General features: G+C 65.3%; 23 protein-coding genes. 6 read left to right on the top strand and 17 right to left on the bottom strand.

The window, feature by feature from the left end:
• The first annotated feature begins 143 nt into the window (after positions 1-143).
• Entirely contained in the window at positions 144-980 is an 837-nt protein-coding gene (locus BRAD285_RS17420) for an HD domain-containing protein (RefSeq protein ID WP_035647580.1), read from the top strand.
• Between the two features lie 97 nt (positions 981-1,077).
• On the opposite strand, the gene BRAD285_RS17415 is transcribed toward BRAD285_RS17420, so the two are convergent.
• The 6 genes from BRAD285_RS17415 to BRAD285_RS17390 all read right to left on the bottom strand — a co-directional run bounded on the left by BRAD285_RS17415 (position 1,078) and on the right by BRAD285_RS17390 (position 6,987).
• Positions 1,078-1,752: an HAD family hydrolase gene (locus tag BRAD285_RS17415; protein ID WP_087877656.1), complete on the bottom strand. Its 675-nt coding sequence runs from the start codon at positions 1,750-1,752 to the stop codon at positions 1,078-1,080.
• A 170-nt stretch (positions 1,753-1,922) separates the two neighbouring features.
• The gene (locus BRAD285_RS17410; RefSeq protein WP_035646226.1) at positions 1,923-2,312 is read right to left on the bottom strand and encodes a hypothetical protein; all 390 of its coding nucleotides are present in this window, start codon (positions 2,310-2,312) and stop codon (positions 1,923-1,925) included.
• Between the two features lie 115 nt (positions 2,313-2,427).
• The gene (locus BRAD285_RS17405; RefSeq protein WP_006611747.1) at positions 2,428-2,634 is read right to left on the bottom strand and encodes a hypothetical protein; all 207 of its coding nucleotides are present in this window, start codon (positions 2,632-2,634) and stop codon (positions 2,428-2,430) included.
• Between the two features lie 128 nt (positions 2,635-2,762).
• Positions 2,763-3,674, bottom strand: coding sequence for a hypothetical protein (locus BRAD285_RS17400; RefSeq protein WP_006611748.1), 912 nt, complete (start codon positions 3,672-3,674; stop codon positions 2,763-2,765).
• A 496-nt stretch (positions 3,675-4,170) separates the two neighbouring features.
• Entirely contained in the window at positions 4,171-6,240 is a 2,070-nt protein-coding gene (locus tag BRAD285_RS17395; protein WP_006611749.1) for a sensor histidine kinase, read from the bottom strand.
• A gap of 69 nt (positions 6,241-6,309) precedes the next feature.
• Positions 6,310-6,987, bottom strand: coding sequence for a Crp/Fnr family transcriptional regulator (locus tag BRAD285_RS17390; RefSeq protein WP_006611750.1), 678 nt, complete (start codon positions 6,985-6,987; stop codon positions 6,310-6,312).
• A 441-nt stretch (positions 6,988-7,428) separates the two neighbouring features.
• On the opposite strand from BRAD285_RS17390, the gene BRAD285_RS17385 reads away from it, so the two are divergent.
• Positions 7,429-9,504 carry a methyl-accepting chemotaxis protein gene (locus tag BRAD285_RS17385; protein ID WP_006611751.1) on the top strand — a complete coding sequence of 692 codons (2,076 nt, stop codon included), beginning with the start codon at positions 7,429-7,431 and terminating at the stop codon, positions 9,502-9,504.
• 84 nt (positions 9,505-9,588) lie between these two features.
• On the opposite strand, the gene BRAD285_RS17380 is transcribed toward BRAD285_RS17385, so the two are convergent.
• From BRAD285_RS17380 to BRAD285_RS17330, 11 genes are all read right to left on the bottom strand, one after another.
• Positions 9,589-10,122, bottom strand: a complete 534-nt coding sequence (locus BRAD285_RS17380; protein ID WP_006611752.1) for a DUF4142 domain-containing protein — start codon at positions 10,120-10,122, stop codon at positions 9,589-9,591.
• A 28-nt stretch (positions 10,123-10,150) separates the two neighbouring features.
• On the bottom strand, positions 10,151-10,945 hold the full coding sequence (locus BRAD285_RS17375; RefSeq protein WP_006611753.1) for a DUF72 domain-containing protein: 795 nt from the start codon (positions 10,943-10,945) through the stop codon (positions 10,151-10,153).
• 120 nt (positions 10,946-11,065) lie between these two features.
• On the bottom strand, positions 11,066-11,272 hold the full coding sequence (locus BRAD285_RS17370; RefSeq protein ID WP_006611754.1) for a hypothetical protein: 207 nt from the start codon (positions 11,270-11,272) through the stop codon (positions 11,066-11,068).
• 122 nt (positions 11,273-11,394) lie between these two features.
• Positions 11,395-11,592, bottom strand: a complete 198-nt coding sequence (locus tag BRAD285_RS17365) for a hypothetical protein (protein ID WP_006611755.1) — start codon at positions 11,590-11,592, stop codon at positions 11,395-11,397.
• A gap of 32 nt (positions 11,593-11,624) precedes the next feature.
• Positions 11,625-12,953: a sorbosone dehydrogenase family protein gene (locus tag BRAD285_RS17360; RefSeq protein ID WP_006611756.1), complete on the bottom strand. Its 1,329-nt coding sequence runs from the start codon at positions 12,951-12,953 to the stop codon at positions 11,625-11,627.
• Entirely contained in the window at positions 12,950-13,414 is a 465-nt protein-coding gene (locus BRAD285_RS17355; protein ID WP_006611757.1) for a DUF2231 domain-containing protein, read from the bottom strand. Before BRAD285_RS17355 ends, BRAD285_RS17360 begins: the two co-directional genes overlap by 4 nt.
• A gap of 84 nt (positions 13,415-13,498) precedes the next feature.
• Positions 13,499-13,945: a hypothetical protein gene (locus BRAD285_RS17350; protein ID WP_006611758.1), complete on the bottom strand. Its 447-nt coding sequence runs from the start codon at positions 13,943-13,945 to the stop codon at positions 13,499-13,501.
• A gap of 96 nt (positions 13,946-14,041) precedes the next feature.
• On the bottom strand, positions 14,042-14,455 hold the full coding sequence (locus BRAD285_RS17345) for a Rieske (2Fe-2S) protein (protein WP_006611759.1): 414 nt from the start codon (positions 14,453-14,455) through the stop codon (positions 14,042-14,044).
• Positions 14,452-15,549 carry an amidohydrolase family protein gene (locus tag BRAD285_RS17340; protein ID WP_006611760.1) on the bottom strand — a complete coding sequence of 366 codons (1,098 nt, stop codon included), beginning with the start codon at positions 15,547-15,549 and terminating at the stop codon, positions 14,452-14,454. The genes BRAD285_RS17345 and BRAD285_RS17340 overlap by 4 nt, the downstream gene beginning before the upstream one ends.
• Complete coding sequence (locus tag BRAD285_RS17335; RefSeq protein WP_006611761.1) at positions 15,546-16,646, bottom strand: amidohydrolase family protein; 1,101 nt, start codon at positions 16,644-16,646, stop codon at positions 15,546-15,548. The genes BRAD285_RS17340 and BRAD285_RS17335 overlap by 4 nt, the downstream gene beginning before the upstream one ends.
• A 45-nt stretch (positions 16,647-16,691) precedes the next feature.
• Positions 16,692-18,074 (bottom strand): MFS transporter, encoded by a 1,383-nt coding sequence (locus BRAD285_RS17330; RefSeq protein WP_006611762.1) that lies wholly within the window; start codon positions 18,072-18,074, stop codon positions 16,692-16,694.
• A 219-nt stretch (positions 18,075-18,293) separates the two neighbouring features.
• On the opposite strand from BRAD285_RS17330, the gene BRAD285_RS17325 reads away from it, so the two are divergent.
• The 4 genes from BRAD285_RS17325 to BRAD285_RS17310 all read left to right on the top strand — a co-directional run bounded on the left by BRAD285_RS17325 (position 18,294) and on the right by BRAD285_RS17310 (position 22,059).
• Positions 18,294-19,211, top strand: coding sequence for a LysR family transcriptional regulator (locus BRAD285_RS17325; RefSeq protein ID WP_006611763.1), 918 nt, complete (start codon positions 18,294-18,296; stop codon positions 19,209-19,211).
• Between the two features lie 107 nt (positions 19,212-19,318).
• Positions 19,319-20,170 (top strand): 3-hydroxybutyryl-CoA dehydrogenase, encoded by an 852-nt coding sequence (locus BRAD285_RS17320; RefSeq protein WP_006611764.1) that lies wholly within the window; start codon positions 19,319-19,321, stop codon positions 20,168-20,170.
• A 754-nt stretch (positions 20,171-20,924) separates the two neighbouring features.
• Complete coding sequence (locus BRAD285_RS17315; protein ID WP_006611765.1) at positions 20,925-21,218, top strand: copper-binding protein; 294 nt, start codon at positions 20,925-20,927, stop codon at positions 21,216-21,218.
• Between the two features lie 25 nt (positions 21,219-21,243).
• Complete coding sequence (locus BRAD285_RS17310) at positions 21,244-22,059, top strand: DUF2066 domain-containing protein (protein ID WP_006611766.1); 816 nt, start codon at positions 21,244-21,246, stop codon at positions 22,057-22,059.
• Positions 22,060-22,198 lie beyond the last annotated feature (139 nt).

The raw sequence follows: 22,198 nt of genomic DNA, 5'->3' as shown, positions 1-22,198 counted from the left end.
GTGAAGATCGACGTCGTTCGCCGGACATCGGCCCTGTCCTGCTGCGCGGTGCCCTTCGCGAGAAGCGTTTTCGTGATTTGTGTTTTGCCGCGTTGTGTCTTTTAGAGTTGTGTTTTCAGCTGTCTTGAGGCGGGGCAGCAGCGATGATGACCTTACCGGAGCTCGCGGCAGCGGCGTTGGAGCGGTTTCTCAGCTCGTATATGCGCCGGCGGTTCGGATCCTCCCACACGCAGCTGTCGGAGATGCTTCCGGCCGCGGCGCGCATTGCGCTCGAATGCATCGGCAACAGCGATGCGCTGTATCACAATGTCGAGCATACGCTGCTGGTCACGCTGGCCGGACATGAGATCCTGCGCGGGCGTGCGCTGCATAGTCACATGACGGCGGAAGACTACGTCCATGTGATCATGGCCTGCCTGCTGCACGACATCGGCTATGTCAGGGGCCTGTTCAAGGAGGACGACAGCGACGGCTTCGTGATCGATCGCGGCGGCCGCAAGATCTGCCTGCCGCGCGGCTCCTCCGATGCCAGCCTGATGCCGTATCACGTCGACCGCTCCAAGCTGTACGTCATCAACCGCATCGAGGGCATGGCGCCGCTCGACAAGGATCGCATCGCGCGCGCCATCGAGGGTACGCGCTTTCCGCCGCTTGCGGGCCAGCAGTTCGACGAGGAGCAGTCGATCGTGCGGGCCGCCGATCTGATCGGTCAGCTCGGCGATCCCAACTACATCCGCAAGGCCAATGCGCTGTATCACGAGTTCGAGGAGGTCGGCATCAACCGGCAGCTCGGCTACGAGTCGCCGGCCGATATCGTCAATCGCTATCCGCAGTTCTATTGGAACAGCGTCGCTCCGCACATCCAGACCGAGATCCGCTATCTCAACATGACCTCGACCGGGCGGCAGTGGATCGCCAATCTCTACGCCAACGTCTTCCGCGCCGAGCGCGACATCTCGTTGTCCGGCCCGCAGAGCTAAAGCGCGATGAGATCAGGATGAATCATCATCGCGCTTTAGGTTGTTGTTTGCGCATGATCTATTCGGAAAACCGCTGCGCACTTTTCCGGATCATGCTTTAGCGCCGCCCGCCGACCTCGTCGATATGGTCGAGCAGATCGGCTGGATCCTCATAGACGCGAATGGCGCCGGACTGGCGCAGCTCTTCCGAGCCGTAGCCGCCGCTGAGCAGGCCGACGCCGAGCGCCCGGCAGCGCGTCGCCGCCAGCATGTCCCAGATGCTGTCGCCGACGACGACGGCGCGCTCGATCGGCGCATCCAGGCGCGCGGCCGCGGCAAGAAACAGGTCGGGATCGGGCTTGGCGTAGCGGACTTCGTCGCGGGTGACGACCGCGCTCTGCTTCGGATCGACGCCGAGCGCGGCGAGATTGACAGCCGCGGTTTCCATCCGGCCTGATGTCGCAATCGCCCAGGGAATGCCGGCATCGGTCAGGAAGGCGAGCAGTTCGCGGGCGCCGGGCAGGGGGCGGACCTGCCGTCCAAGGCCCTGATAGGCGGCGGCGTGGGCGCGCCGGAGCCGCTCGATTCGGTCCGGCTCCATCGCGAAGCCGGTCTCGCGCAGCAGCTGGTTGGTGAACAGGCCGCCGCTCATGCCGATCTTGCGATGGATGCGCCAGACCGACAGCTCGATGTTCTCGGCGTCGAGCGCGGTCTTCCACGCCAGCACATGCTGATAGACGCTGTCGACCAGCGTGCCGTCGAGGTCGAACAGGAAGGCGGTTTCGTTGCGCATGGCGTTGCTCCGGAGGGCCGCGATGAAACAGTGCCAAGCATCGGCGCCGGTCCGGGTTCCTGGTCTGCGCGGTAACGGTCATCCCGGGCGGGCCAAGCTTGCCGCGACGTCTCAACAGGATGCAGACGCGCCGCGGACAATGCCGCCCGTCGGCGCGTCCGCGAGCCTGCTCAGTTCTTCGGGCGGATGAAGCCCGCGAGGGTCTTCTTGTGCTCCTCGCACCAGTTGCTCATGCCGAGGCGGCGCTGATCCATGTCGATCGCCTGTGTGGCGACCGCCACCTCGGCCATCAGATCATCGTCCTGCTTCTGGCCCATCTTGCCGCCGGTGTGCATATAGGCGATCGCCTGGCGTACCTTCTCCGTGGTGCCGTCGGGCATCTGCATGTCCTGGGCCTTCTTGACGAGGTCCTGATAGACCACGTCGATCCCGGGACATTCGACCTTGGTGGCAAAGGCCTCGAGCACCATGGACGTATACACATGGCGCGGCTCGGCGCTGGCCGGAGCCACGGCAGCAGCGGCCGTCAGCACGGCCGCGATCGTCGACTTCAAACGCATCACTTAAGGGCACCTCCCGGTTGTTTTCGGGAAGGCTAGCGTCTGGTCGCAGCGCGATCAACAAGGAGGGCAGTGCAACACGCGCGAATTGATCGCGCCGAAAGTGGCGGCCGAGCTACTTGCTCAGCCGGCGCTCCTGCTCCTTGAGCAGCGCGTCCAGCTCCTCGCTCTGCTGGGCGAGGCGGTCGGCGTTGCGCTCCTCGTCGGCCGCGCCGGACTGCGAGGCGGCCTGCTCGGTGATCTGGCGGATGTTGTCGCGCAGGATCGCGATGCGGTCGGCGAGGTCTGCTGCGGACAGGCTGGTCGGATCGGTCAGGCTCATGAACCCCTCGCATCGGCGCTTTCAGGCGCAGTTCCTTAGCCGGATCGCTGCAGCCCGACAAGTGCATCACGACGCGCAGGCAACCGTGCCGCGGCTGGCCTCAGCGCGCGAGCCAACGACGGTGTGCGTCAGCGCACCGGCATCGGCGGACGCACCACCGGCTGGTCCGGATCGGCCGCCGCCTGCGCCGGTGCGGATGGCAGCGCCATCGGAGCCGGAGGCGGGGGAACCATGCTGCCTGCGGACGGCTGGGGCGGCCGCGGCCGGTGAGCCACGGCAGCAGCAGGCTGCCCGGGCGCCACGGCGGCAGTCGCCGGACGGGGTGCCGGGCGAGGCCGGATGGTCTGCTCGATGGCGCGCGGGTCGAACGGCCGCGCCTCGGCGGTGCGCTCGCTCGCCTTGGCTTCTGCCACGCGGGTCATCTCCCGCGCCATCTGCTCCTGGCCTGACTTGAGTTGGGCGAGGCTCGCTTTCAGCTCGCCGATCTGCTGGTTCAGGGCGGCGAGATCCTGCGCCATGGATTGCAGCAATTGGGCCTGCTCCTGCGAAGCATTGGCGCTGATCGCTCCCGTCGCCGGCTCCGTGGCGTGCGTGGGCGCTGCCGCGGCGGTCTCCTGCGCGGCCGCCGAGGTCGGTTGGGTGGTCGAATCCTTGTCCGCACTCGACACCAGCGAGATCCGCGGCATCCAGTGCGCGATCACCTCCTGCGCCTGGTCGCCATAGCTCTGCCAGGCGGCTGCGGCGACGGCGCTGCCGACCGCGAACAGCACGGCCAGGACGGTGCGGAGAATCCAGGTGCCGATGGTGGTGCGTCCCTCGGTGTCAGGAACGCCGCTGGCACCCTGGGTCCGGAACTCGGCATCGATCTTTGGATCGATCCTGGGATCGATCTTGGGCGAGGGGACCTCCGGCGGACGCTGTGCGCTGCGCCGCTCGGGTTCGACGCCGTGCCGGTCGGCGCGCGCTGCCAGCACGATATCGGGGTCGATCACCGCGTGAGGCTGCTGATCGGCTTCTTTCGTCGTCGTCGTTGCAAGCATTGACGCTCCGTCCTCCGTTGTCGTCCGCCTGCCGGCGGCGCTCGGCTCCGTCCCGATGTCTCCGACCAACGCAACGTTCTACGCCTACGCGTCGTACAAACGTCTCGCGGGTAGCAACGCCTGGTGAGATCGTCTGCTGATGACGACGTCACGCGACGCTCGGCCCGAAGGCCGCTTCAGAACAGAACCTGGATACCGGTTGTCCCACATGCGCATGCGCCTGCATGTGCATGGTGTTGATCTTGGTCTGAGCCGGAGGCCTCGGAACGTCCCATCATCGCTCCGCCGCCTCGACGCTCAGCTGATTCCTCGTGTGCTCCCGCACTCCCTGCCATATCAGGCCAAACCAAGGCAAACGCATGGCGAAGCCAGATGCATGGCAGGTCGTCCGCATTCGACGGCCGCTCCTCAGGCCGTGTGGCCCGAGCATACTCCGAATGGATGGCGAAGGCTACGCCGACAGCGCATGGCCGCCTCGGCCATTCCTGCCGTCGCGTCAGCGCGTGAGGATGTCGTCGGCCGGCAGCCAGATCTCGCAATTCAGGCCGCTCGGCTCGAAACGCCTGACGACGCGTGCGCCGACATCATAGGGCAGCATCTGCTCCAGCAGCACGGTTCCAAAGCCGTGTTTGTTGAACGCCAGCTCGCGGCCCGACATGCCGGTCTCGGCCCAGTCGATGACGAGCCAGCGGCGCCCATCGTGCTCGTCGAGACGCCACGCGATGCTGATGAAGCCGCGCGGCACCGTCAGCGCGCCGTATTTCAGCGCGTTTGTCGCGAGCTCGTGCATCGCAAGCCCGATGCTCTCGGCCGCCTTGGGCTTGATCCGGACGGCAGGACCTGACAGCGAGACCTGGCGATCCTCGCGCGCGGCGCCGGCGCGCAACTCATCGGCAATCAGCTCGGCGAGATCGAAGCCGGCGAGCGGATCACGGGTGACGACGGCCTGGATGCGCGACAGCGCGGAGATGCGGCCCTCGAGATGACCGGCGAAATCCTCGACGCTGTCGCTGCTGTCGCCGGTGCGCCTGATGATCGAGCGGATCACCCCGAGCATGTTACGCACGCGATGCTGCAGCTCGGCCAACAGAAATTTCTGGTGCTCGGCGGCCGAGACGAGCGCCGTGATGTCCTGGGTGATGCCGCCGATTCTCTGGACCTGACCGACGGCATCGACCATCGGGAAGCTCCGGATGCGCAGCCATCGGACGGCGCCGTCGGTCTGCCTGATGATACGGAAATCGAAGCTGTCGCGTTCGCCGCCTCTGGCGCGCTCGAGGCCCTCGACGACGCGCGGCCGGTCCTCGGGAAGCATCAGATCGGTCCAGGGGGTGATGTGATCCCCCTGGATCACGGCGGTGCGGGGCACGCCATAGATCGGCTCGAACGCAGGGCTCAGATATTCCCACTGCATCGTCTTTGCATCGCGAATCCAGACCACGTCGGAAGAGGCTTCGCCGAACTGGCGAAAGCGCGCCTCGCTGTCGCGCAGCGCGGCCTCGGTGCGCTTGTGGTCGTCGATGTTCATCGCGAGCTCGACCAGCGTGCCGTCGCCGAGATCGCGGCCGGCGAACATCATCCAGGTGCGCTCGCCGTCCTTGCGGAAATATTCCTTCTCATAAGGACCGATCCGGCCGGTGCGCTGCAATTGCTCGATCTGGGATGCGGAGCTGTCGACCCATTCGGGCGGCGTCATGCTCTGCCAGGTCAGCTGACGGCTTTCCACCTCCTCGCGGGAATAGCCCGTCATCGCGAGGAAGGCATCGTTGGCATCGACCAGCGTCCCCTCAGCGTGATTGAAGAACAATACGCCGACCGTATCGATTTCCAGCAGGCGATGCAGCGGATGCGCGCTCGAACCGTTGCCGTTCAAGGCCGGGTTTGCGGGTGGAGATGCTTGACGCTGCTCACCGCAGCCGAGGTGAGCAGCGAGCTCGGGATGGGACTGTGCCAGGGCCAGCACATCCGGATCGATCGCGAGCTCGGGATGCGCATCGGCCCAGAACTGCGCCATCCGCAGATAGGCCATGAAAGACGTCAGCAGTTCGAAACGGGCGACGCCGAAGGCGTTGCAGATCGCGCGGCCGGCGCGGCCGGCCACCGCGCTCTGCAGAAACACCGCTCCCGCCGTATCGAACAGGTCGGCCTCGGTGTCGCTGCGCGGATCGGGAATATCGATGGGCTCGCCGATCGCCTCCAGGCGGCAAAGCGCCGCCGAGATCCGCGCCGAATCTGCAGGCGGCCGCGAGAGCAGCGCCAGCGCCTGATCGACCGTCTCCGGGCGGCACTCCGAATCGCCGCCGGGTCTCCCCAGTCCGACCAGGAAACCGACGTGCCGGGCGAGGCAGTAGGACGAGGCGTTGATGCGCGACAGATGGACGGCGAGCCGCTCCTTGAACAGGGCCGGCAGCGACGCGTCCAGATAGGAACATTTCGCAAACTGCCACAGCTGGCGGGTCGTCTGCGGGGCCGACGGCGCCAGCCGGAACAGGTTGGGCATCAGCCCGAGGCGGAGCGCGATCTCCTGCTCGAAAGGCTCGTCGTCACGCACACGCTGCTCGGCCATCGCCGTGTCCCCGGCAGAACGTCACCGCCCGGCAGTCCAGCTCAATCCGCGGGCTCTGGGAGGAACGTCTCACTCATTCGCGTCAAGCTGACGACCTTCGCGGTCCAAATGCAAGTAATTGGCGTTGAACAGTCCGGCACCCATCAGCCGCTCGAGATCCGGGAGCACCAGCATCTTGCCCTTGAGCACGATCAGATTGCTGGCGCGCAACTCCTGGAGGGTGCGATTGACGTGAACCTTCGACAGCCCCGTCGCCTCGGCGAGATCGGCTTGCGTCAGGGGGAAGCTGCAGCTGTTTTCGTCGGCGAGCCCGGCGAGACGCAACCGGAAATACAACTCGCACAACAGGTGCGCCATCCGTTCGGAGGCGGTGCGCTGTCCGAGATTCATCGTCCATTCGCGCTGGATGGCGGCGTTCACCAGCGTCTCCCACCAGAACGCGGTGGCGATGCGCGGGTAGCCGGCGCTGATCTCATCGAAGAACTCGCGCGGCAGGTCGGCGATGGAGACCGGCGTGATGGTGCCGATCGAATGGTCCATCTCGCGCAGGATGAAGATGTTGAGATCGCAGATGTCACCAGGCAGGAAGAACGAGACGATCTGGCGGCGGCCGTCCTCGAGCTGCTTGTAGCGGCAGGCCCAGCCGTTCAAGATCAGGTGGACATCCTTGGGCTTTTCGCCTTCCCGCGCAACGTCCGTGCGCGGCGCAAACGTCCTCACACGCTGCGCAGCAGCGCGGTTCAGCATCAGCCGATCCGCCGCAGAGAGGCGGACGAAATTCTCAAGCTTTCGAACCAGATGACTCAAGGAACGGTTCCCCCGAGTTCGCTTATAGGGGTTCCATGTGGTGCGCCCACAATAACTTATGTTAGCATATTACCTCATCAATCAGCGCAATTTTCTTCGCCGCGCAGGAACCAACGCGCTCGCCCTTTTATGCGGGATCGCGCAAGAAGGTTGTTCTTGGATAACCAAATGAGTCTTTGCGCCTGCGGATGATGCGCAAGCCAGACAGAGCCGCGTGTTCAGCAGAGGCGACAGAGCTCCAACTACGCGTGCAAATGACACCCGTGAAACTACGGGATTCAGCCTTGCGCGGCATTTCTGTCAAACCGAATCCGAAAAGATTAAGACCCTCTTAGGCTCCGCTTCCTAAGTTGGCGAAAATCAATCAGTTGGAAACGTATCATGCGGGTCGGTCAGCTCTTTGCGGTCTCTATGCTCTCAGTGGCGGGCCTCGCCTGCGTCTTGGGAGGCGAGATCGTCGTCACGCAATATCGTTCCTATGCAAGCAAGACGGAGGCGATCAGGTCCGTCGATGCGTTCGGGGCGGTGCTGCTCACCGGACAGGCCGTCGCCGGGTTCAGGACGTCCTACGCCACGACGCTGTTCCAGGAGGCGCCTGCAAGCCCTGCGCAGTTGGAGGCGATGGCCAAGGCTGGTCAGCAAGCTGATGCGGCATTTGCGAAAGCGCGCAGCACGGTGGAATCGATCTCCGACAGCCAGGCGATCACCGATGGCTTGACCAAGGCGATGGCGAAACTCGGCGACGTCCGAGCGATGGTGGATCGCGCCGTCCAGGTGCCGTTGAGTTCACGCGACCAGGGCGCGACCAGAAGCGTCCTTCCTGGCATCTCCGAGACGTTGAAGATCATGGAGCCGCTGTTGAACCGGCTGGAAAGCCGCGTGGCAGCCGCCGATTCCTCGCTGACGCCGCTGCTCATCATCGCGCGCACCGCGCAGGACCTCAGGCTGACCGCAGGCGGACGCGCCGCCATGCTGTCGCCGGTGCTCGGATCGAAGCGTCCGCTGACCGCGGCCGAGATCTCCGCCATGGATCGCGCCCAGGGTCGCGTCGAGGCCAACCGCGAGCGGATCGAATCCAGCATCGATCAGATCGGTAATCCTCCAAGCGTCGTCCAGGTCATGAACGAGGCCGTCGATGGCTATTTCAGCAAGACCGCAGCGCTGATCGAGAAGGAGGTCGCCGCCTCACGCAGCAACGGCAACTACTCACTGACGCCCGAGGAGCTCGGCAATCTCGCGGTCCCGCCGATCCTGAAGTTCTTGTCGGTCCGCGACAAGGCGTTGGCGGAGGCGCGTGAACGCGCCGAAGCGGAGCGGGACGAGGCGCGCCTGATGCTGCTGCTCGGCAGCGCGGCCGTTCTGGCGCTGCTCGGCATGCTCGGCGTCGTCACCTTCATGCTGCGCCGTCGCGTGATCGCGCCGCTCGCGGCCCTCACCGGCGTCGTGGGCGAGCTCGCGGCCGGCCGTGACGACGTCAGCATTCCCGCGAGCGACCGCCAGGACGAGATCGGAACGCTCGCCGGCTCGCTGCAGGTGTTCAAGGACGCGCTGCTGGCGAAGAAGGCCGCCGATCGTGCGGCCGCGTCCGAGGCCGAGGCGAAAATCCAGCGCGGACAGCGCGTCGACGCGATCACCCGCGAGTTCGAGGCTGTCATCAGCGAGATCGTTGAGGTCGTATCGTCGGCCTCCACCGCGCTGGAGAGCTCGGCGGGGACGCTCACCTCGACGGCGGAGCAGTCGGAGCGTTTGGCCACCACCGTGGCGTCTGCTTCGGAGGAAGCGTCGACTAACGTGCATTCAGTGGCATCAGCCACGGAGGAGATGTCATCCTCGGTGAGCGAGATCAGCCGGCAGGTGCAGGACTCCGCCCGCGTCGCCAATGAAGCCGTGCAGCAGGCGCAGCGCACCAACGACCGCGTCGGCGAGCTCGCCAAAGCAGCGGGTCGCATCGGCGACGTTGTCGAGCTGATCAACTCGATCGCGGGGCAGACCAACCTTCTGGCGCTCAATGCGACGATCGAAGCGGCCCGTGCCGGTGAAGCCGGGCGCGGCTTTGCCGTCGTGGCTTCGGAGGTGAAGGCGCTTGCCGAGCAGACCGCCAAGGCCACCGACGAGATCAGCCAGCAGATCAACGGCATCCAGTCGGCGACGCAGGAGTCGGTGAACGCGATCAGGGAAATCGGCGAGACGATCGAGAAGATGTCGGAGATCGCCTCGACGATTGCGTCGGCGGTGGAAGAGCAGGGCGCCGCGACGCAGGAGATCTCGCGCAGCATTCAGCAGGCTGCGCATGGCACGCAGCAGGTCTCGTCCAACATCACCGACGTGCAGCGCGGCGCCAGCGCGACCGGCCAGGCGTCGGCGCAAGTGCTGAACGCAGCCAAGTCGCTCGCCGGCGAAAGCAGCCGCCTCAAGCGCGAAGTGACGCGCTTCCTCGGCTCGGTCCGCGTTGCCTGACGATCGATCGGCGCTCGATATGGAAGGAGCGCCGGACCGCGTGGGTCCGGCGCTCTGCGTTGATAGACAAGCCGCTCAGGGACGTTACTTGCCCTTCTCCAGGTTCTGCGCCATCTCCAAATGATGCTGCAGCGCCGGCAGCGTCTTGCCGGCCCACGCCTTCAGCTCGGGATTGTCTCCGCCCTTCGCGTAGCGCTCGAACAGCGACACCGCATCCTTGTGGGCGCTCACCTGCATATCGTCGAAATCGGAGCTGAAATCCTTGCCCTGGGCGCCCTTCAGCTTGTCCAGCTTGCTCTGATGCGCGCTGTCGAGCGCCGTCGGCAGCTGCACCTTGACCTTGCCGCTCTCGACCATGCTCTTCAGCTCGCTCGACGTCTTGGTGTGGTCCTTGACCATCTGCGTGGCGAAGCTCTTCTCCTGCGCGTTGCCCTTCTGCTCGCCGAGCTGGTTCGACTGCAATTCGAACATGTCGCTGATGGCGACCTGCTTGACGAAATCCTCGGTGCTCGGCGTGATCCCCAGCGCCGAATTGACGCCGGTCTTCTCGCCGACCGATTGCGCGAGCACGGGGCCCGCGATCAGCAGGCAGCTGACGGCGATGATCGTACGTTTCATGATTGGTCCTCTCCTCAATGGTTGAGGACTAAACGGAGAGCTGGTCGCGAGGTTCCGTTGCGGCTTTGCGCGAGGGGCCCCGTGCAGGGCTGCGCGGCGAGGAAAGGAGAGCGCGAAACCTGAAAGCGTCGGCGGGCGCTGCGCTCTTCTGGTCGTTGTCGAAGTACACGAACACCTCGATGCCATGTGTCGACCACGTGCGGATGCGCTTGGCCCACGCCTCGAGCGTCGCGGCGGGATAATTGTCCTTGTAGCAGCCTCCCGGGCCATGGCCCCGCACGTAGACGAAGTCCGCCGTGCGTCGCCAGGGAGCAGGCGCGTCGTGATGGTCCGACAGGCACAGCGAGATGTTGGCCTCTTTCAGCAGCCGCATGATTGACGGGGCATACCAGCTCGGATGGCGGAATTCGAAGCTGTAGCGCCGGTGTCGGGGCAGCAGCCGGAGAAATGATTCCAGCCGCTCGCTGTCTGCCTCGAGCTGCGGCGGTAGTTGAAACAGCACAGGCCCTGCCTTGTCGCCGAGCAGCTTCAGGCGGCTTTCCATCAGCTCGAGGCTGTTGACCGAGCGATCGGAGAGACGTTTCCAATGGGTGATGAATTTCGACGCCTTCCAGGCGAAGACGAAATCGGGGCCGGTCTGGTCGTGCCAGCTGCGCACAGCCGCTTCGGTCGGCGTCCGGTAGAATACGCCATTCAATTCGGTCGTCTCGAATTGGCTGGCGTAATAAGGCAGTTGATGCCTGATCAGCAGGCCGGGCGGAAAGAAGGGACCGCGCCAGGAGTCATAGTGCCACCCTGAGGTTCCGACGACGACTCGAGCCATCCACCTGCCTCGTCGCGATCACGACTGTCTCGATGAGAAGCGCTGGATCTCCTGCTGGTTCCTCGCCGGGTCGAATCCGGCGCCGCCGACGGATAAGCAATCTCGACACGACGCCGATCTCTAGCGTTCCGCGGCCTGCATGATGGGGGCGCTCAGGAGTTCGTTGATGTGAGCGGCCGTTTCAGCCTGGAGCGCCTTCTTCAACATCATTTCACGTTCCGGCCCTGCGGGCAGCAGCTGCGCTGCATTGCGCGCGGCCAGGGCAGCCTGCTGCAAGCGATCGGCAAACGAGACGGTTTGTTTGCGCCGGTTTCTCTTTTGCGTCATGGGAAACTCCTGTTCCTCTCGGCAGGAGCTTGCGACATCAGCGCCGTGATGTCGCTAACCCACGTTAGCGTGCAGATCACGTTCTGGAAGGCGAGGCGAACGGAACGCGCGCATGAAACTGATTAGTTGTTCGACCGCTCCGGGTCGTTGCCGGGAACGCTGAGATGCACCTCGTGTCCTTGCTTGAGCGCCAGCGTGGCCGCCGCTGCGGCCGATTCGAACGCTGCTTCCCGGGTCGCGTAGTCGCCTTGCGCATTGCCATCATGCAGCACGCTCCAGTGATCGCCGACCGCAATGACTGCATATTGTGCCAGTCCCATTCCATCCTCCATCACTGCTGCTGAAAGCGGGCTCAGCCGCCGGACGCGGTGACGCGCCAGACCGTGTTGCCGACGTCGTCGGCGATGAGAAGCGCGCCGGTCTTGTCGACGGCCAATCCGACGGGCCGACCACGCGCCTCGTTCTGATCGTTGAGGAAGCCGGTGACGACGTCTTGCGCTGCGCCGTTCGGCTTGCCGCCGGAGAAGGGCACGTACACCACCTTGTAGCCGTTCAGCGGCGTCCGATTCCAACTGCCGTGCTCCCCGACAAATGCGCCGCCGCGATACGCCTGAGGCAGGGCATTGGCGGTGTAGAACGTCATGCCGAGCGGCGCGACGTGGGAGCTCAGCGCATAGTCTGGCGCGATCGCCTTCTCGACCAGATCTGGCCGTTGCGGCTGCACGCGCGGGTCGACATGCTGGCCGTAATAGCTGTAGGGCCAGCCATAGAAGGCGCCATCCTTCACCGAGGTCATGTAGTCGGGGACGAGATCCGGGCCGATCTCGTCGCGCTCGTTCACGACCGTCCACAACGCGCCGCTCTGCGGCTCGAAGGTCAAGCCGTTCGGATTGCGCAGGCCGCTCGCGAACACCCGCCATCGACCGGTCGTGCGGTCCACCTCCAGGATCGCGGCGCGGTTCTTCTCGGCCTCGATGCCGTTCTCGGTGATGTTGCTGTTGGAGCCGACGCCGACATAGAGCAGCCGCCCGTCCGGGCTGGCGGTCAAGCTCTTGGTCCAATGGTGATCGATCGGACCGCCGGGCAGCGCCGTGAGCGTGGTGCCGGCATCCTTCATCTGCGTTTCGCCCGGCGTGTACGGATAGCGGACGATCGCGTCGGTGTTGGCGATGTAGAGATCGTTGCCGACGAGCGCCACGCCGAAGGGGGAGTTCATGTGATCGATGAAGACGCTCTTCTGCTCCGGCACGCCGTCGCCATTGGCATCGTGCAGCAGGGTGACGCGGTTGCTCGGTCCGGTGCTGCCGCCCGACGTCGCCCAGGATTCGACGAACGCCATGACGATGTCCTTCGGCCGCTTGGGGGGCGGCGGAGGCGGCGCCTTGGACTCCACCACCAGCACGTCGCCATTGGGCAACGTGTAGAGCGAACGCGGATGCTGCAGCCCGGTGGCCAGCGCCTCGATCTTCAGGCCCGGCGCAACCTTCGGCGTTTCGCCTTGCTTCCAGCCGACCACGGTCGCCACATTCATCGGCGGCAGCAGGTATTGGGTGAGGGATGGCAGTTTGACGTTCGGACCGACCTCCGCCTTGGGATCGCCGCCTTCGTTGCAGCCCGTGAGGGCGAGTGCCGATGCGCCGAGGAGCAGCGCCGTCCATGCTATGGTGCGCGAGGTTCTCATCGAGCGACTCCCACGCGATGCCGATAGACGAGCGACCAGCCGAGCCAGCCGGTGATCGGCAGGATCAGCACGGTGACCAGCGACAGGATGAGACCGGTGGGGACCACCGACGTCCAGGCGTCGCGCGCGTGCACCATGTTGTTGAAAAAGGCCAGTACCAGCGCGATCAAATTGCCGATCATGTGCGGCCAAGCCGGTCCCTGTACGCGGATCAGGCGGTTGCCGAGAAAATCGATCAAGCCGGCGATGCCGGCCAGGATGCCCATGATCAAGCCGACGAGCAGCAGCCAAGCCGACATGTCTGCCCACATGATCTCAGCCGTGCGCCAATAGGCGATGTCGGTGACGAGCGCGCCGATGAAGCAGACGATCGGGAATGGCACCAGCATCGGATGGATCGGATGGCGCGCGATTCGCGCTGTGGGCTCGAGCGGCGGGCGGTCGGTTTCGACTGACGTCACGAGGGTCTCCTGATGTGGATGGCAGCGGCCGTCGGAAAGGCCGTCTGCTGTCGCATGCGTCGCTGACGAGGGCTGCGAAGGGTCTCAACGGCTCTTGTTCAACGGTCCAGAGCCGCGCGCGCTGTCGCTCGCCGTATCGTTGGCCGGTGCAGTCGGGGTAGTTGCCATCGGTGCGGCCGGCTTCGGTGCCGCGTTGCCCGTGGTCTGCTCGCTGCTCGACTGCGCGTCCTGGCGCGGTCCTTTGTCGCCGGCGAAGGACCAGAACATCAGCGCAATGGCGGCCGCCACGACCACGATCGGGATCAGCAGCGCATAAGGGGTGTTGCTCTGCATGCCCGGAACGCGCGATCCGGCGCCGCTGGCCCGCTCAGCCTGGTCGTGCGCATTGATCGAGGCGCGCGTATTCTCGTCGAGCCTTGCGCGCTCGCCCGGCCGTAGCCGTCCCGACCGGGGCGCGGCATAAGCGAGAATGAGGCCGAGGATGACGATGGCAAGACCCCATCCCCAGAATGTTGCTGCTCCGCCGTTCATGCCGATCGCCTCCCGCGCTGCTGCTCCGGCGGACCTCGCCGCCGACCCAGCACCAACGAGAGGGATTCGTATCCGTTCCTCGTTTGAACCCGAGCGTCAGAGTTCGACGATGATGTAGTCGTTCTCGACCACCACCGGGAAGCGTTCGGCGACGTACGGGCCCTTCACCAGGTTCCCGCCGGATTCGCGCCTGACCTCGTAGTTGCGCAGCCGCGTGGTGCGCGGGTCGCACCAGGACTGTCCGGTGGCGAGTTCGAACTCCCAGCCGTGCCAGGGGCAACGCAGGAACTCGCCATCGCGCTCGAGGCGATAGTCGCCGGGGCCCGATGACGTCGCAATGCCGGTGATGACACCGTTGCAGATCCGCGCGCCGCCATGGGGACAGCGGTTCAGCAGCGCATGCAACTGGCCGCCGACATTGAAGAGCGCGATCTCGCGGCCGTCGACGAAGGCGGTGCGGCGCGCTCCCGGCGGCAGCTCATCCGCGGAACAGACGACGTGGCGGCTCATGACAGACGATACAATGCCATCGCATTGTCCCTGAAGATCTGGCGGCGCTGGGCCTCGGTCATCGGGAATTTGAAGGAGAAGCTTGGATTGTCGTAGTCCCAATGCGGATAGTCCGACGAGTAGAGCAGGCGGTCCCAGCCGATCCAGTCGATGATCTCGACCAGATGCCGGGCGTGCTCGGGCTCCTCGATTGGCTGCGTCGTCCACCAGACGTGCTGGCGCAGATAGTCGGACGGCCGCTGCCTGAGGTGCGGCACCTCCTTGCGGAACTTGTCGAAATGCTTGTCCATGCGCCAGGCCAGCGCCGGCGCCCAGGCAAAGCCGCCCTCGACGAGCACCACCTTGAGGCCGGGGAAGCGCTCGAACACGCCGCCGAGGATGAAGCTCGCGGCGAGTGCCTCCATGCAGGCGACGAACACATAGTGCTCCTGCAGGTAATAGGTCGGCCAGCCCGAGCCCGTCGACGGATGCCCGCCATTGTAGCCGACCGGATGCAGGCCGATCGGCAGGCCGGCACGCTCGGCGGCCGCGTAGATCGGCCAGTAGCGCGGATGTCCGAGCGGATCCGACGGACGCGACGACAGCATGATCTGGACGTAGCGGCGATCGCCGGCGCAACGCTCGATCTCGGCCACGGCGGCCTCGGGGAATTCCTGCGGCACCACGATGCCGGCGCGCAGCCGCGGCTCCTGCCGCACCCAATGGTCGATCTGCCACTCATTGGTGGCGCGCGACATCGCGGCCGCGAATTCCGGGTTGCGCTCCTCCATGCCGCCCTTGCTGAGCGCCATCAGGAGGCCGAACTCGACATTGACGGGATCGAGATGCTGCTGGCGCAGCATGTCGAGATCGGAGCCGGCCGGGCCGCTGGCCGGCAGCGCATCCGCGCGCATGCCGGCGGCCATCATCCGCGGATACATCAGGGTGCTCGACAGCGCCTGCCGCACATGCACGCCGTAGGTCTGGTAATGCTCCCGCCAGCGCGGCGCCAGATAGGGCAGGAGCTCGCCCGGTGTGCGGTGGGCCGGATGAATATCGCAATCGACCACGGCGAGCGTCTGGCGTGCTTGCACTTCCTGGAACGGTGCGTTCATCGGATCGTCTCCTCGATCGTGGCAGCGTCGCCGAGCGCCTGTTGCGCCAGGCGCGGATAGGTCGCCATCGCATTGTCGATCAGCAGCTTCCTCAAGGTGGCGGCCGACAGCCCATCCGGCAGCACGTCGTCGCCGTCGAACTGCCAGTGCGGATAGTCGGTGGCGAACAGCAGCCCGTCGTCCGAGCCGATGCGCTCAATGGTCTGCGCCACGGCTGCCGCATCCGGCGCATCGAAGGGCTGCGTCGTCAGGCGGATGTGCTCGCGGATGATGTCGGATGGCCAGCGGTCGACCCAGGGCGTCTCCGGCCTCGCACCGCGCCAGGTCTTGTCGGTGCGCCACATCGTCACCGGCAACCAGCTGACGCCGGATTCCATGAAGACGAATTTGAGGCCGGGGAAGCGCTGGAACACGCCCTCGGCGATCAGGCTCACCGTCTGGTTCTCGAACGCCTGCGCCTGCGCAACATAGTCCTCGAACTGATAGCAGGGCCAGCCGACGATGGTCGGCGCATAGCGATAGGTGCTGCCGGCATGCACCGCGACGACGAGCCCATGGCGCTCCGCGGCCGCGTAGATCGGGAAATACTCACGGCGACCGAGCGGCCGCTCGCCCATCGCCAGCATCAGGACCTGCACGAAGCGTCCATCGGGAGCGAGGCGCTCGACCTCTTCCACGGCCTGGGCAATGTCTTGCGGATGGATCAGGATCGAGCCGCGCAGCCGCGGCTCGCGGTCGAGCCATTCGACGCGCAGCCAGTCGTTGACCGCGCGGCACAGCGCCGCCGCCATGTCGTCATTGTGGAGCGCGACGCAGCCATGGATGACGTTGGCGATGGCGAAGCGGAGTCCGAAGGTGTCGAGCGCCTGGGCCCGGACCGTCTCCAGCGCTGTCGCGGCGGGGGAAGCGCGCCAGTCGTCGCGCATGCTGATCGGCGCATTGGGCGGATAGCTCATCATCGCGAACGGCATGCGGTCGAGGGCGCGGTTGACGATCTGGTCGCGCCAGTAGTCGTCGAGATAGGGCAGCAGCTGAGGAATGGTCGGTGAGGGGACGTGGAGATCGCAATCGATCGCGCCCGCATAAGGCAGTCTCATCGTCGGCTCCGTCATGATGTGAGCGAGGTCGCCAGCAGCCTGTGATCAGGCCGGCGCGGCCTGATCGACTTTGTCCGGCTCGGCTGCCGCGACCGTCCGCCGGCGCTGCGACAGCCCGAGCGTGAGGACGCAGCTCGCCATGACCAGAGGCGGCAGCGCGGCGAGCAGGAACAGGCTCGACGCCGGCAGGTGGCGTGCGAGCAGGAGCCCGGCGATCAGCGGCCCGCCGATCGATCCGATCTTCGCCACCGACAGCGCCCAGCCGACCGCGGTCGAGCGGTTGGCGCTGGGATAGAACTGCCCGACCGCGCTGTTCAGGCCCTGATGGCCGCCGACCACGAAGAAGCCGACGCACATCATGGCGAGGAGGAAGCCGGCATCGCTGAAGCCGGCGAGGCCCAGCGAGGCGACCAGCGGGCAGGCGATCATCGGCACGGCAGCGATCGCGAGCACGCCGTAGCGGTCGAGCACGACGCCGGCGAGCAGCGCGCCGACGGCGCCGCCGAGGCTGAACATGGATAGCCCGAACGCGGCCTGCGCGGGCGTATAGCCGGATGCCTCGGCGAGAATCGGCGTCCAGCTGTTGAGGAAGAACATCGTCATCGAACTGGCGATGTAGGCAAGCCACAGCAGCGGTGTGATGAGCGCGAGCTTGCCGTCGAACAGCGCCGTCACACGCGCCAGCACGCCGCTCCCGGCCGGGCTCGGCTCTTCGTGAACCACGAACCTGCTGGCCGGCGTCGCCGCCAGGCCCGGCTCGATGTGGTTGACGATGCGCGCCACCTCGTCAGGCTGCTTGCCGTGCACCACGAGGTATTTGATCGACTCGGGCAGCGCGTAGAAGCTGACGACCGCCGCGATCAGCGGCAGCACGCCGCCGATCCAGAACACGATCGGCCAGCCGAACTGCGGCACCAGCCAGGCTGCGATCAGCCCGCCGGCGCTGCCGCCGGCGACGTAACCGAGCATGATGATCGAGACCACGGTGCCGCGATAGCGGCTCGGCACATATTCGAGATTGAGCGAGAAGCACAGCGGCGCAAGTCCGCCGATCCCGATGCCGGCGAGGAAGCGGAGCGTGATCAGCGTATTCAGATCGCCGGCCCATACCGTCAGCAGGCTGAAGCCGCCGAAGGTCACCGTGGCCGCAACGATCGCAAGGCGCCGGCCGATGCGGTCGCCGAGATAACCGAAGACAAGACCCCCGACGAGAATGCCGAACACGCCTGCGCTGAACACCACGCCCAACGTGGTTTTGTCGATGCCCCAGTTGCGAATGAGGGACGGGGCGGCAAAGGCCATTGCGTGCAGGTCGTAGCCGTCGAGGCACATCATGATGGTGGAGAGGATCATCACGCGCAGCACCACGCCGTTGCGGCGCTGGCGCTCGATGACGTCGCTGACGTCAATGACAGCTGTGGCGCTCATGGTCGCTCCTTCCCCTGGCCTGTTGTCTGCCGTTCGTGAATGACGGCTTGTTGCAAACCACTCTGGCGACGGCCGGCCGGTCTGGGCGGAGCGGCCAGCGTCAGGACGCAACCTGGGGACGCGTCCGCAGCCAAAGCAGTTTGCGGCTGCAGGCTATTTGCTTCGGGATCGAGGGAGAATAGGCTAATTTGGAAGGACATTTTTTCCGGATTGGATGAAATGAGCGACAGCCTGTTGAACATGAAGGCTTTTGTGGCGACGGCGCGGGGCGGCAGCTTTTCCGAAGCGGCGCGCCGGCTCGGTCTGGCGCCCTCGGTCGTGACCAAGCGGGTGGGCCAGCTCGAATGGTCGCTGAAGTGCAAGCTGCTGCGCCGGAGCACGCGGCGCCTGCAGCTCACGGAGGTCGGCGAACGCTATCTCGAGACGATGCAGCACCTCGTCCGCGAGTATGACGAGATGGCTGCCGGCGTGAAGCGCTCGCCCGACGAGATCGAGGGCCAGATCCGGATCAAGGCGCCGGGCTCGCCGATGGCGATCGATCTCTGCGGACTGCTGGCGAGCTTCCAGATCAAATATCCGCGCATCACGCTCGAAGCGGTGATGGTCGACCGCACGGTCAATCCGGTCGAGGAGGGCTTCGACATCGTGCTGACGATGATGCCGACGTCATTTCACGGCGTCGTCGAAGAGCCGCTGCTGGCGTTTCCGCGCGTGCTGTGCGCTGCGCCGTCCTACATCGCGTGCCGCGGCCAGCCGCGTCACGTCCGCGATCTCGCCGATCACGACTGTCTGGTGTTTGCGCCGATGGGGCCGGTCTGGACCTTGGACGGCAAGAGCGGCCTCACCACCGTCGCGGTGCGGCCGCGCCTCGTGACCAACAACAACGCGCTGCTGATCGAAGCCTTGAGCGCCGGCGGCGGCATCGCGGTGGTGTCGCGGACAGCGATGACGCCGCGGCTGCGCAGTGGGGCGCTGGTGGAGGTTTTGCCGGAGGTCCTGGTGCCCGATCTCTGGGTCAAGGCGCTGGTGCCGACGACCAGGGTCAATCTCGCACGCGTGCAGACACTGCTGTCGGCGATCCGCGACGCCTTCCGTGCCGTGGGAGAAGGCCAGCCTGCGCGCCTCGCGGCCTCCTGACGCGCCGCGGCTGGGCCCGCTTTTGGGACCTACCGGGCGGTGCGATAGCCTGTTAAGCAGCACCCGAAGCGGCGTGTGATCCGCATGACACGAAAGAGGTATCGGCAATGATTCAGACGGTGGGCATCATCGGAGCAGGCACCATGGGCAACGGCATCGCGCAGGTCTGCGCAGCGGCCGGCGTGCCGGTCGTCATGGTCGATATTTCGGAGCAGGCCGTGGCGCGCGGCATTGCGACCGTGGGCTCGAGCCTCGATCGCCTGGTCAAGAAGGACAAGCTGACGGCCGCCGACAAAGAAAAGGCGCTGTCCTTCATCACCGGCACCACGGACAAGACGAAGCTGTCGAGCTGCGATCTCGTCATCGAGGCGGCCACGGAGAACGAGGAGCTCAAGCTCAAGATCCTGAAGGATCTCTGCGCCAGCCTGAAGCCGGAGGCGCTGATCGCGACCAACACCTCCTCGATCTCGATCACCAAGCTCGCCACCGCGACCGACCGGCCGGATCGCTTCATCGGCATGCACTTCTTCAATCCGGTGCCGATGATGGCGCTGCTCGAATTGATCCGCGGCCTGCAGACCTCGGATGCGACGCATGCGGCTGCGGCCGACTTCGCCAAGCGGATCGGCAAGGTCGCGATCACTGCCAAGAACAGCCCCGGCTTTGCCGTGAACCGCATCCTGTGCCCGATGATCAACGAGGCGATCTTCGCCTATTCGGAAGGTATCGCGACGGCTGAAGACATCGACGAGGGCATGAAGCTCGGCTGCAATCATCCGATCGGACCGCTGGCGCTGGCCGACCTGATCGGCCTCGACACGATGCTGTCGGTGATGGAGGTGTTCTACAACGGCTTCAACGATCCGAAATATCGTCCGGCGCCGCTGCTGAAGGAGATGGTGGCCGCAGGCCAGCTCGGTCGCAAGACCGGCAAGGGCTTCTACGATTACAGCAAGTAGTCGCGGCAATCAGCAGCCCCGGCGCTCAGCGCCGTGATTTATTAGTCCATGAGCCATGGACCAGCACACAGGAGCGGCGGACCGCTAGCCCGTCGCGCCAACGCAAGCGCTAGCTCGCTTGGGTTCAACTCCAGAAGCGATGTCGCTTGAGCTTGCGACGTCGCTTGCGAAGCAAGCAGCGTGATCGCTGTTGGCCAAGTGAAGGCGCGCACACGAACAGCGCCGGGCCGGCAAGGGGCCATGCCTCACTGTGCAGCCCTCTAAGCCGTCGCCCGGCGTGCCGTTCGTGAGTTGCCGCGATGCGATGATCCGAAGCGATATCGTCGCATTCAGCGGACGTGGTACTGAGGTGGAGTCATTGATCCTCCTGGTCGTCTCAGTTGCGGGTTGCCGCCTGATCGATGTCGCTGCTCATGGATGAACTACGTCGATCGAGCGACGTGCGTGATCGTCCTCCTGGGCATCGATGCTGTCAAGGCGCATGATGACGCAATGATGAATTCGGCGTTACATGATGCTGTTGCGCGGGCAGCCCAGTGCAAGAGCACCTGCGCTCATCTCTGATGACAAATCGCTGGAAATGACTATTTGAGTGGCGCGCCAGTTCGAGGGCGCGATGCGCGGTCGTCGTCTGTGGAGTTGCGGCGGGTCAAACCGTCGCATGCAGGCTGGCGTCAAATGACACGTGGCATTCGAGGGAACCAAAGAATTCGCGGAAGCTTGTCTGCCGCGGATGGAAAGCAGGAGAACAGCGATGAAAGCAGCAACGATCACTCTGGCCACAGTCGCGGCTCTGGTGTGGAGTGTGCCCGCTTTCGCGGCGGACCAAGGCACCGCGGGTGTTGTGACGGGAATCAACCGGCTCAACGGCACCATCTCGATCAAGCGCGTACAGAGCGGAACCGTCGGTGCGAACACGGCCGCGGAGGACTTCAAGATCAAGGACAATGCCATGATCGAGAACGTTCACGCCGGCGACCGCGTCAATTTCTCGACATCCGACAGCGGTGCAGCAAAGACGATCACCAAGCTCGATCGGCAGAAATAACCCGGCGGGTCGCCGAGGCGACATGATGAGACTGCGCAACGTTCGCCGCGCCTGGAGTGCATTGTGGGTCGGTCTTTGGCTCGTGACCACGGGCGATGCCGTCCGCGCGGATAACGACCTGCTGTATCAAGCGCAGACCGTCGTAACGGGACAGGGCGATGACAATCGCCGGGTCGGCTTTGCCGCCTGCCTCGAGGATGTCCTCATCAAGGTGTCGGGCGCATTCCAATTGAAGGATGATGGCCGGCTGGCGCCGTTGAAGACGCGGGCCGGCGATTTCGTCACCGCCTTCGACTATCACGACCAGATGTCGGGCAAGCCGAAGCGTGACGAGCAGGGCACGCGCGACCGGCCGTACGACCTGACCGTGACCTTCGATCGCGGCAAGATCGACGGTCTGCTGCAAACGCTCAATGTGCGGCCGTGGCTGATGCCGCGGCCGTCGATTGCCGTCATTGTGGCGATGTCGTCCGGCAGCCGGACGTTCCTGGTGACCTCAGACGACAAGCAGTCTGATCTGCAGCGCGATGCGTTGCGCGCAGCGGCCAGCAAGCGCGGCCTCGATGTCGTGCTTCCCGATGCGTCGCAGGCCGGACCCGTCGCAATTGGCAGCGCTGATCTTCCGCCTGCGACGCTGGCGGCGTCATTGCGTGGCGCAGAGGTGACGCTGCTCGGTCGTCTCACCTGGGATGATTCCGATCTCGGCTGGGTCTCGCAATGGGAGCTCGACGCGGCGGGCGCGAAGCATCGATGGCAGTTTCGCGGCGTCACCTTCGATGAGGCCTTTCGCCGCGGACTGGGGGGCGTGGCGCAGATCCTGTCCGGCAACGGCGCGCCATAGGCCGCTACATTCAGGGACTTCTCCGCGGCACGCGCGTCGGCGGGGCTGACGATGTGATCTCATTTTCTTCAGGCGGCTCCAATGAGGCGCAGCAGAGTGCTGCCTCCACGGCGGCGCCGTGAGGTTGCCGCGATGGACT

It is taken from the genome of Bradyrhizobium sp. ORS 285 (genome assembly GCF_900176205.1).
In the GTDB taxonomy this organism is placed as follows: domain Bacteria; phylum Pseudomonadota; class Alphaproteobacteria; order Rhizobiales; family Xanthobacteraceae; genus Bradyrhizobium.
Note: the sequence above shows the minus strand (reverse complement) of the source record. Positions and strands in the feature narration are given on the sequence as shown.

Coding starts and splice junctions, on each gene's coding strand:
- BRAD285_RS17325 (WP_006611763.1), top strand. CDS start 18,294: ATGAGCGACAGCCTGTTGAACATGAAGGCTTTTGTGGCGACGGCGCGG.
- BRAD285_RS17410 (WP_035646226.1), bottom strand. CDS start 2,312: ATGCGTTTGAAGTCGACGATCGCGGCCGTGCTGACGGCCGCTGCTGCC.
- BRAD285_RS17350 (WP_006611758.1), bottom strand. CDS start 13,945: ATGAACGGCGGAGCAGCAACATTCTGGGGATGGGGTCTTGCCATCGTC.
- BRAD285_RS17390 (WP_006611750.1), bottom strand. CDS start 6,987: ATGCTGAACCGCGCTGCTGCGCAGCGTGTGAGGACGTTTGCGCCGCGC.
- BRAD285_RS17330 (WP_006611762.1), bottom strand. CDS start 18,074: ATGAGCGCCACAGCTGTCATTGACGTCAGCGACGTCATCGAGCGCCAG.
- BRAD285_RS17380 (WP_006611752.1), bottom strand. CDS start 10,122: ATGAAACGTACGATCATCGCCGTCAGCTGCCTGCTGATCGCGGGCCCC.
- BRAD285_RS17420 (WP_035647580.1), top strand. CDS start 144: ATGATGACCTTACCGGAGCTCGCGGCAGCGGCGTTGGAGCGGTTTCTC.
- BRAD285_RS17315 (WP_006611765.1), top strand. CDS start 20,925: ATGAAAGCAGCAACGATCACTCTGGCCACAGTCGCGGCTCTGGTGTGG.
- BRAD285_RS17395 (WP_006611749.1), bottom strand. CDS start 6,240: ATGGCCGAGCAGCGTGTGCGTGACGACGAGCCTTTCGAGCAGGAGATC.
- BRAD285_RS17385 (WP_006611751.1), top strand. CDS start 7,429: ATGCGGGTCGGTCAGCTCTTTGCGGTCTCTATGCTCTCAGTGGCGGGC.
- BRAD285_RS17370 (WP_006611754.1), bottom strand. CDS start 11,272: ATGACGCAAAAGAGAAACCGGCGCAAACAAACCGTCTCGTTTGCCGAT.
- BRAD285_RS17415 (WP_087877656.1), bottom strand. CDS start 1,752: ATGCGCAACGAAACCGCCTTCCTGTTCGACCTCGACGGCACGCTGGTC.
- BRAD285_RS17405 (WP_006611747.1), bottom strand. CDS start 2,634: ATGAGCCTGACCGATCCGACCAGCCTGTCCGCAGCAGACCTCGCCGAC.
- BRAD285_RS17375 (WP_006611753.1), bottom strand. CDS start 10,945: ATGGCTCGAGTCGTCGTCGGAACCTCAGGGTGGCACTATGACTCCTGG.
- BRAD285_RS17400 (WP_006611748.1), bottom strand. CDS start 3,674: ATGCTTGCAACGACGACGACGAAAGAAGCCGATCAGCAGCCTCACGCG.
- BRAD285_RS17345 (WP_006611759.1), bottom strand. CDS start 14,455: ATGAGCCGCCACGTCGTCTGTTCCGCGGATGAGCTGCCGCCGGGAGCG.
- BRAD285_RS17320 (WP_006611764.1), top strand. CDS start 19,319: ATGATTCAGACGGTGGGCATCATCGGAGCAGGCACCATGGGCAACGGC.
- BRAD285_RS17335 (WP_006611761.1), bottom strand. CDS start 16,646: ATGAGACTGCCTTATGCGGGCGCGATCGATTGCGATCTCCACGTCCCC.
- BRAD285_RS17365 (WP_006611755.1), bottom strand. CDS start 11,592: ATGGGACTGGCACAATATGCAGTCATTGCGGTCGGCGATCACTGGAGC.
- BRAD285_RS17360 (WP_006611756.1), bottom strand. CDS start 12,953: ATGAGAACCTCGCGCACCATAGCATGGACGGCGCTGCTCCTCGGCGCA.
- BRAD285_RS17310 (WP_006611766.1), top strand. CDS start 21,244: ATGAGACTGCGCAACGTTCGCCGCGCCTGGAGTGCATTGTGGGTCGGT.
- BRAD285_RS17340 (WP_006611760.1), bottom strand. CDS start 15,549: ATGAACGCACCGTTCCAGGAAGTGCAAGCACGCCAGACGCTCGCCGTG.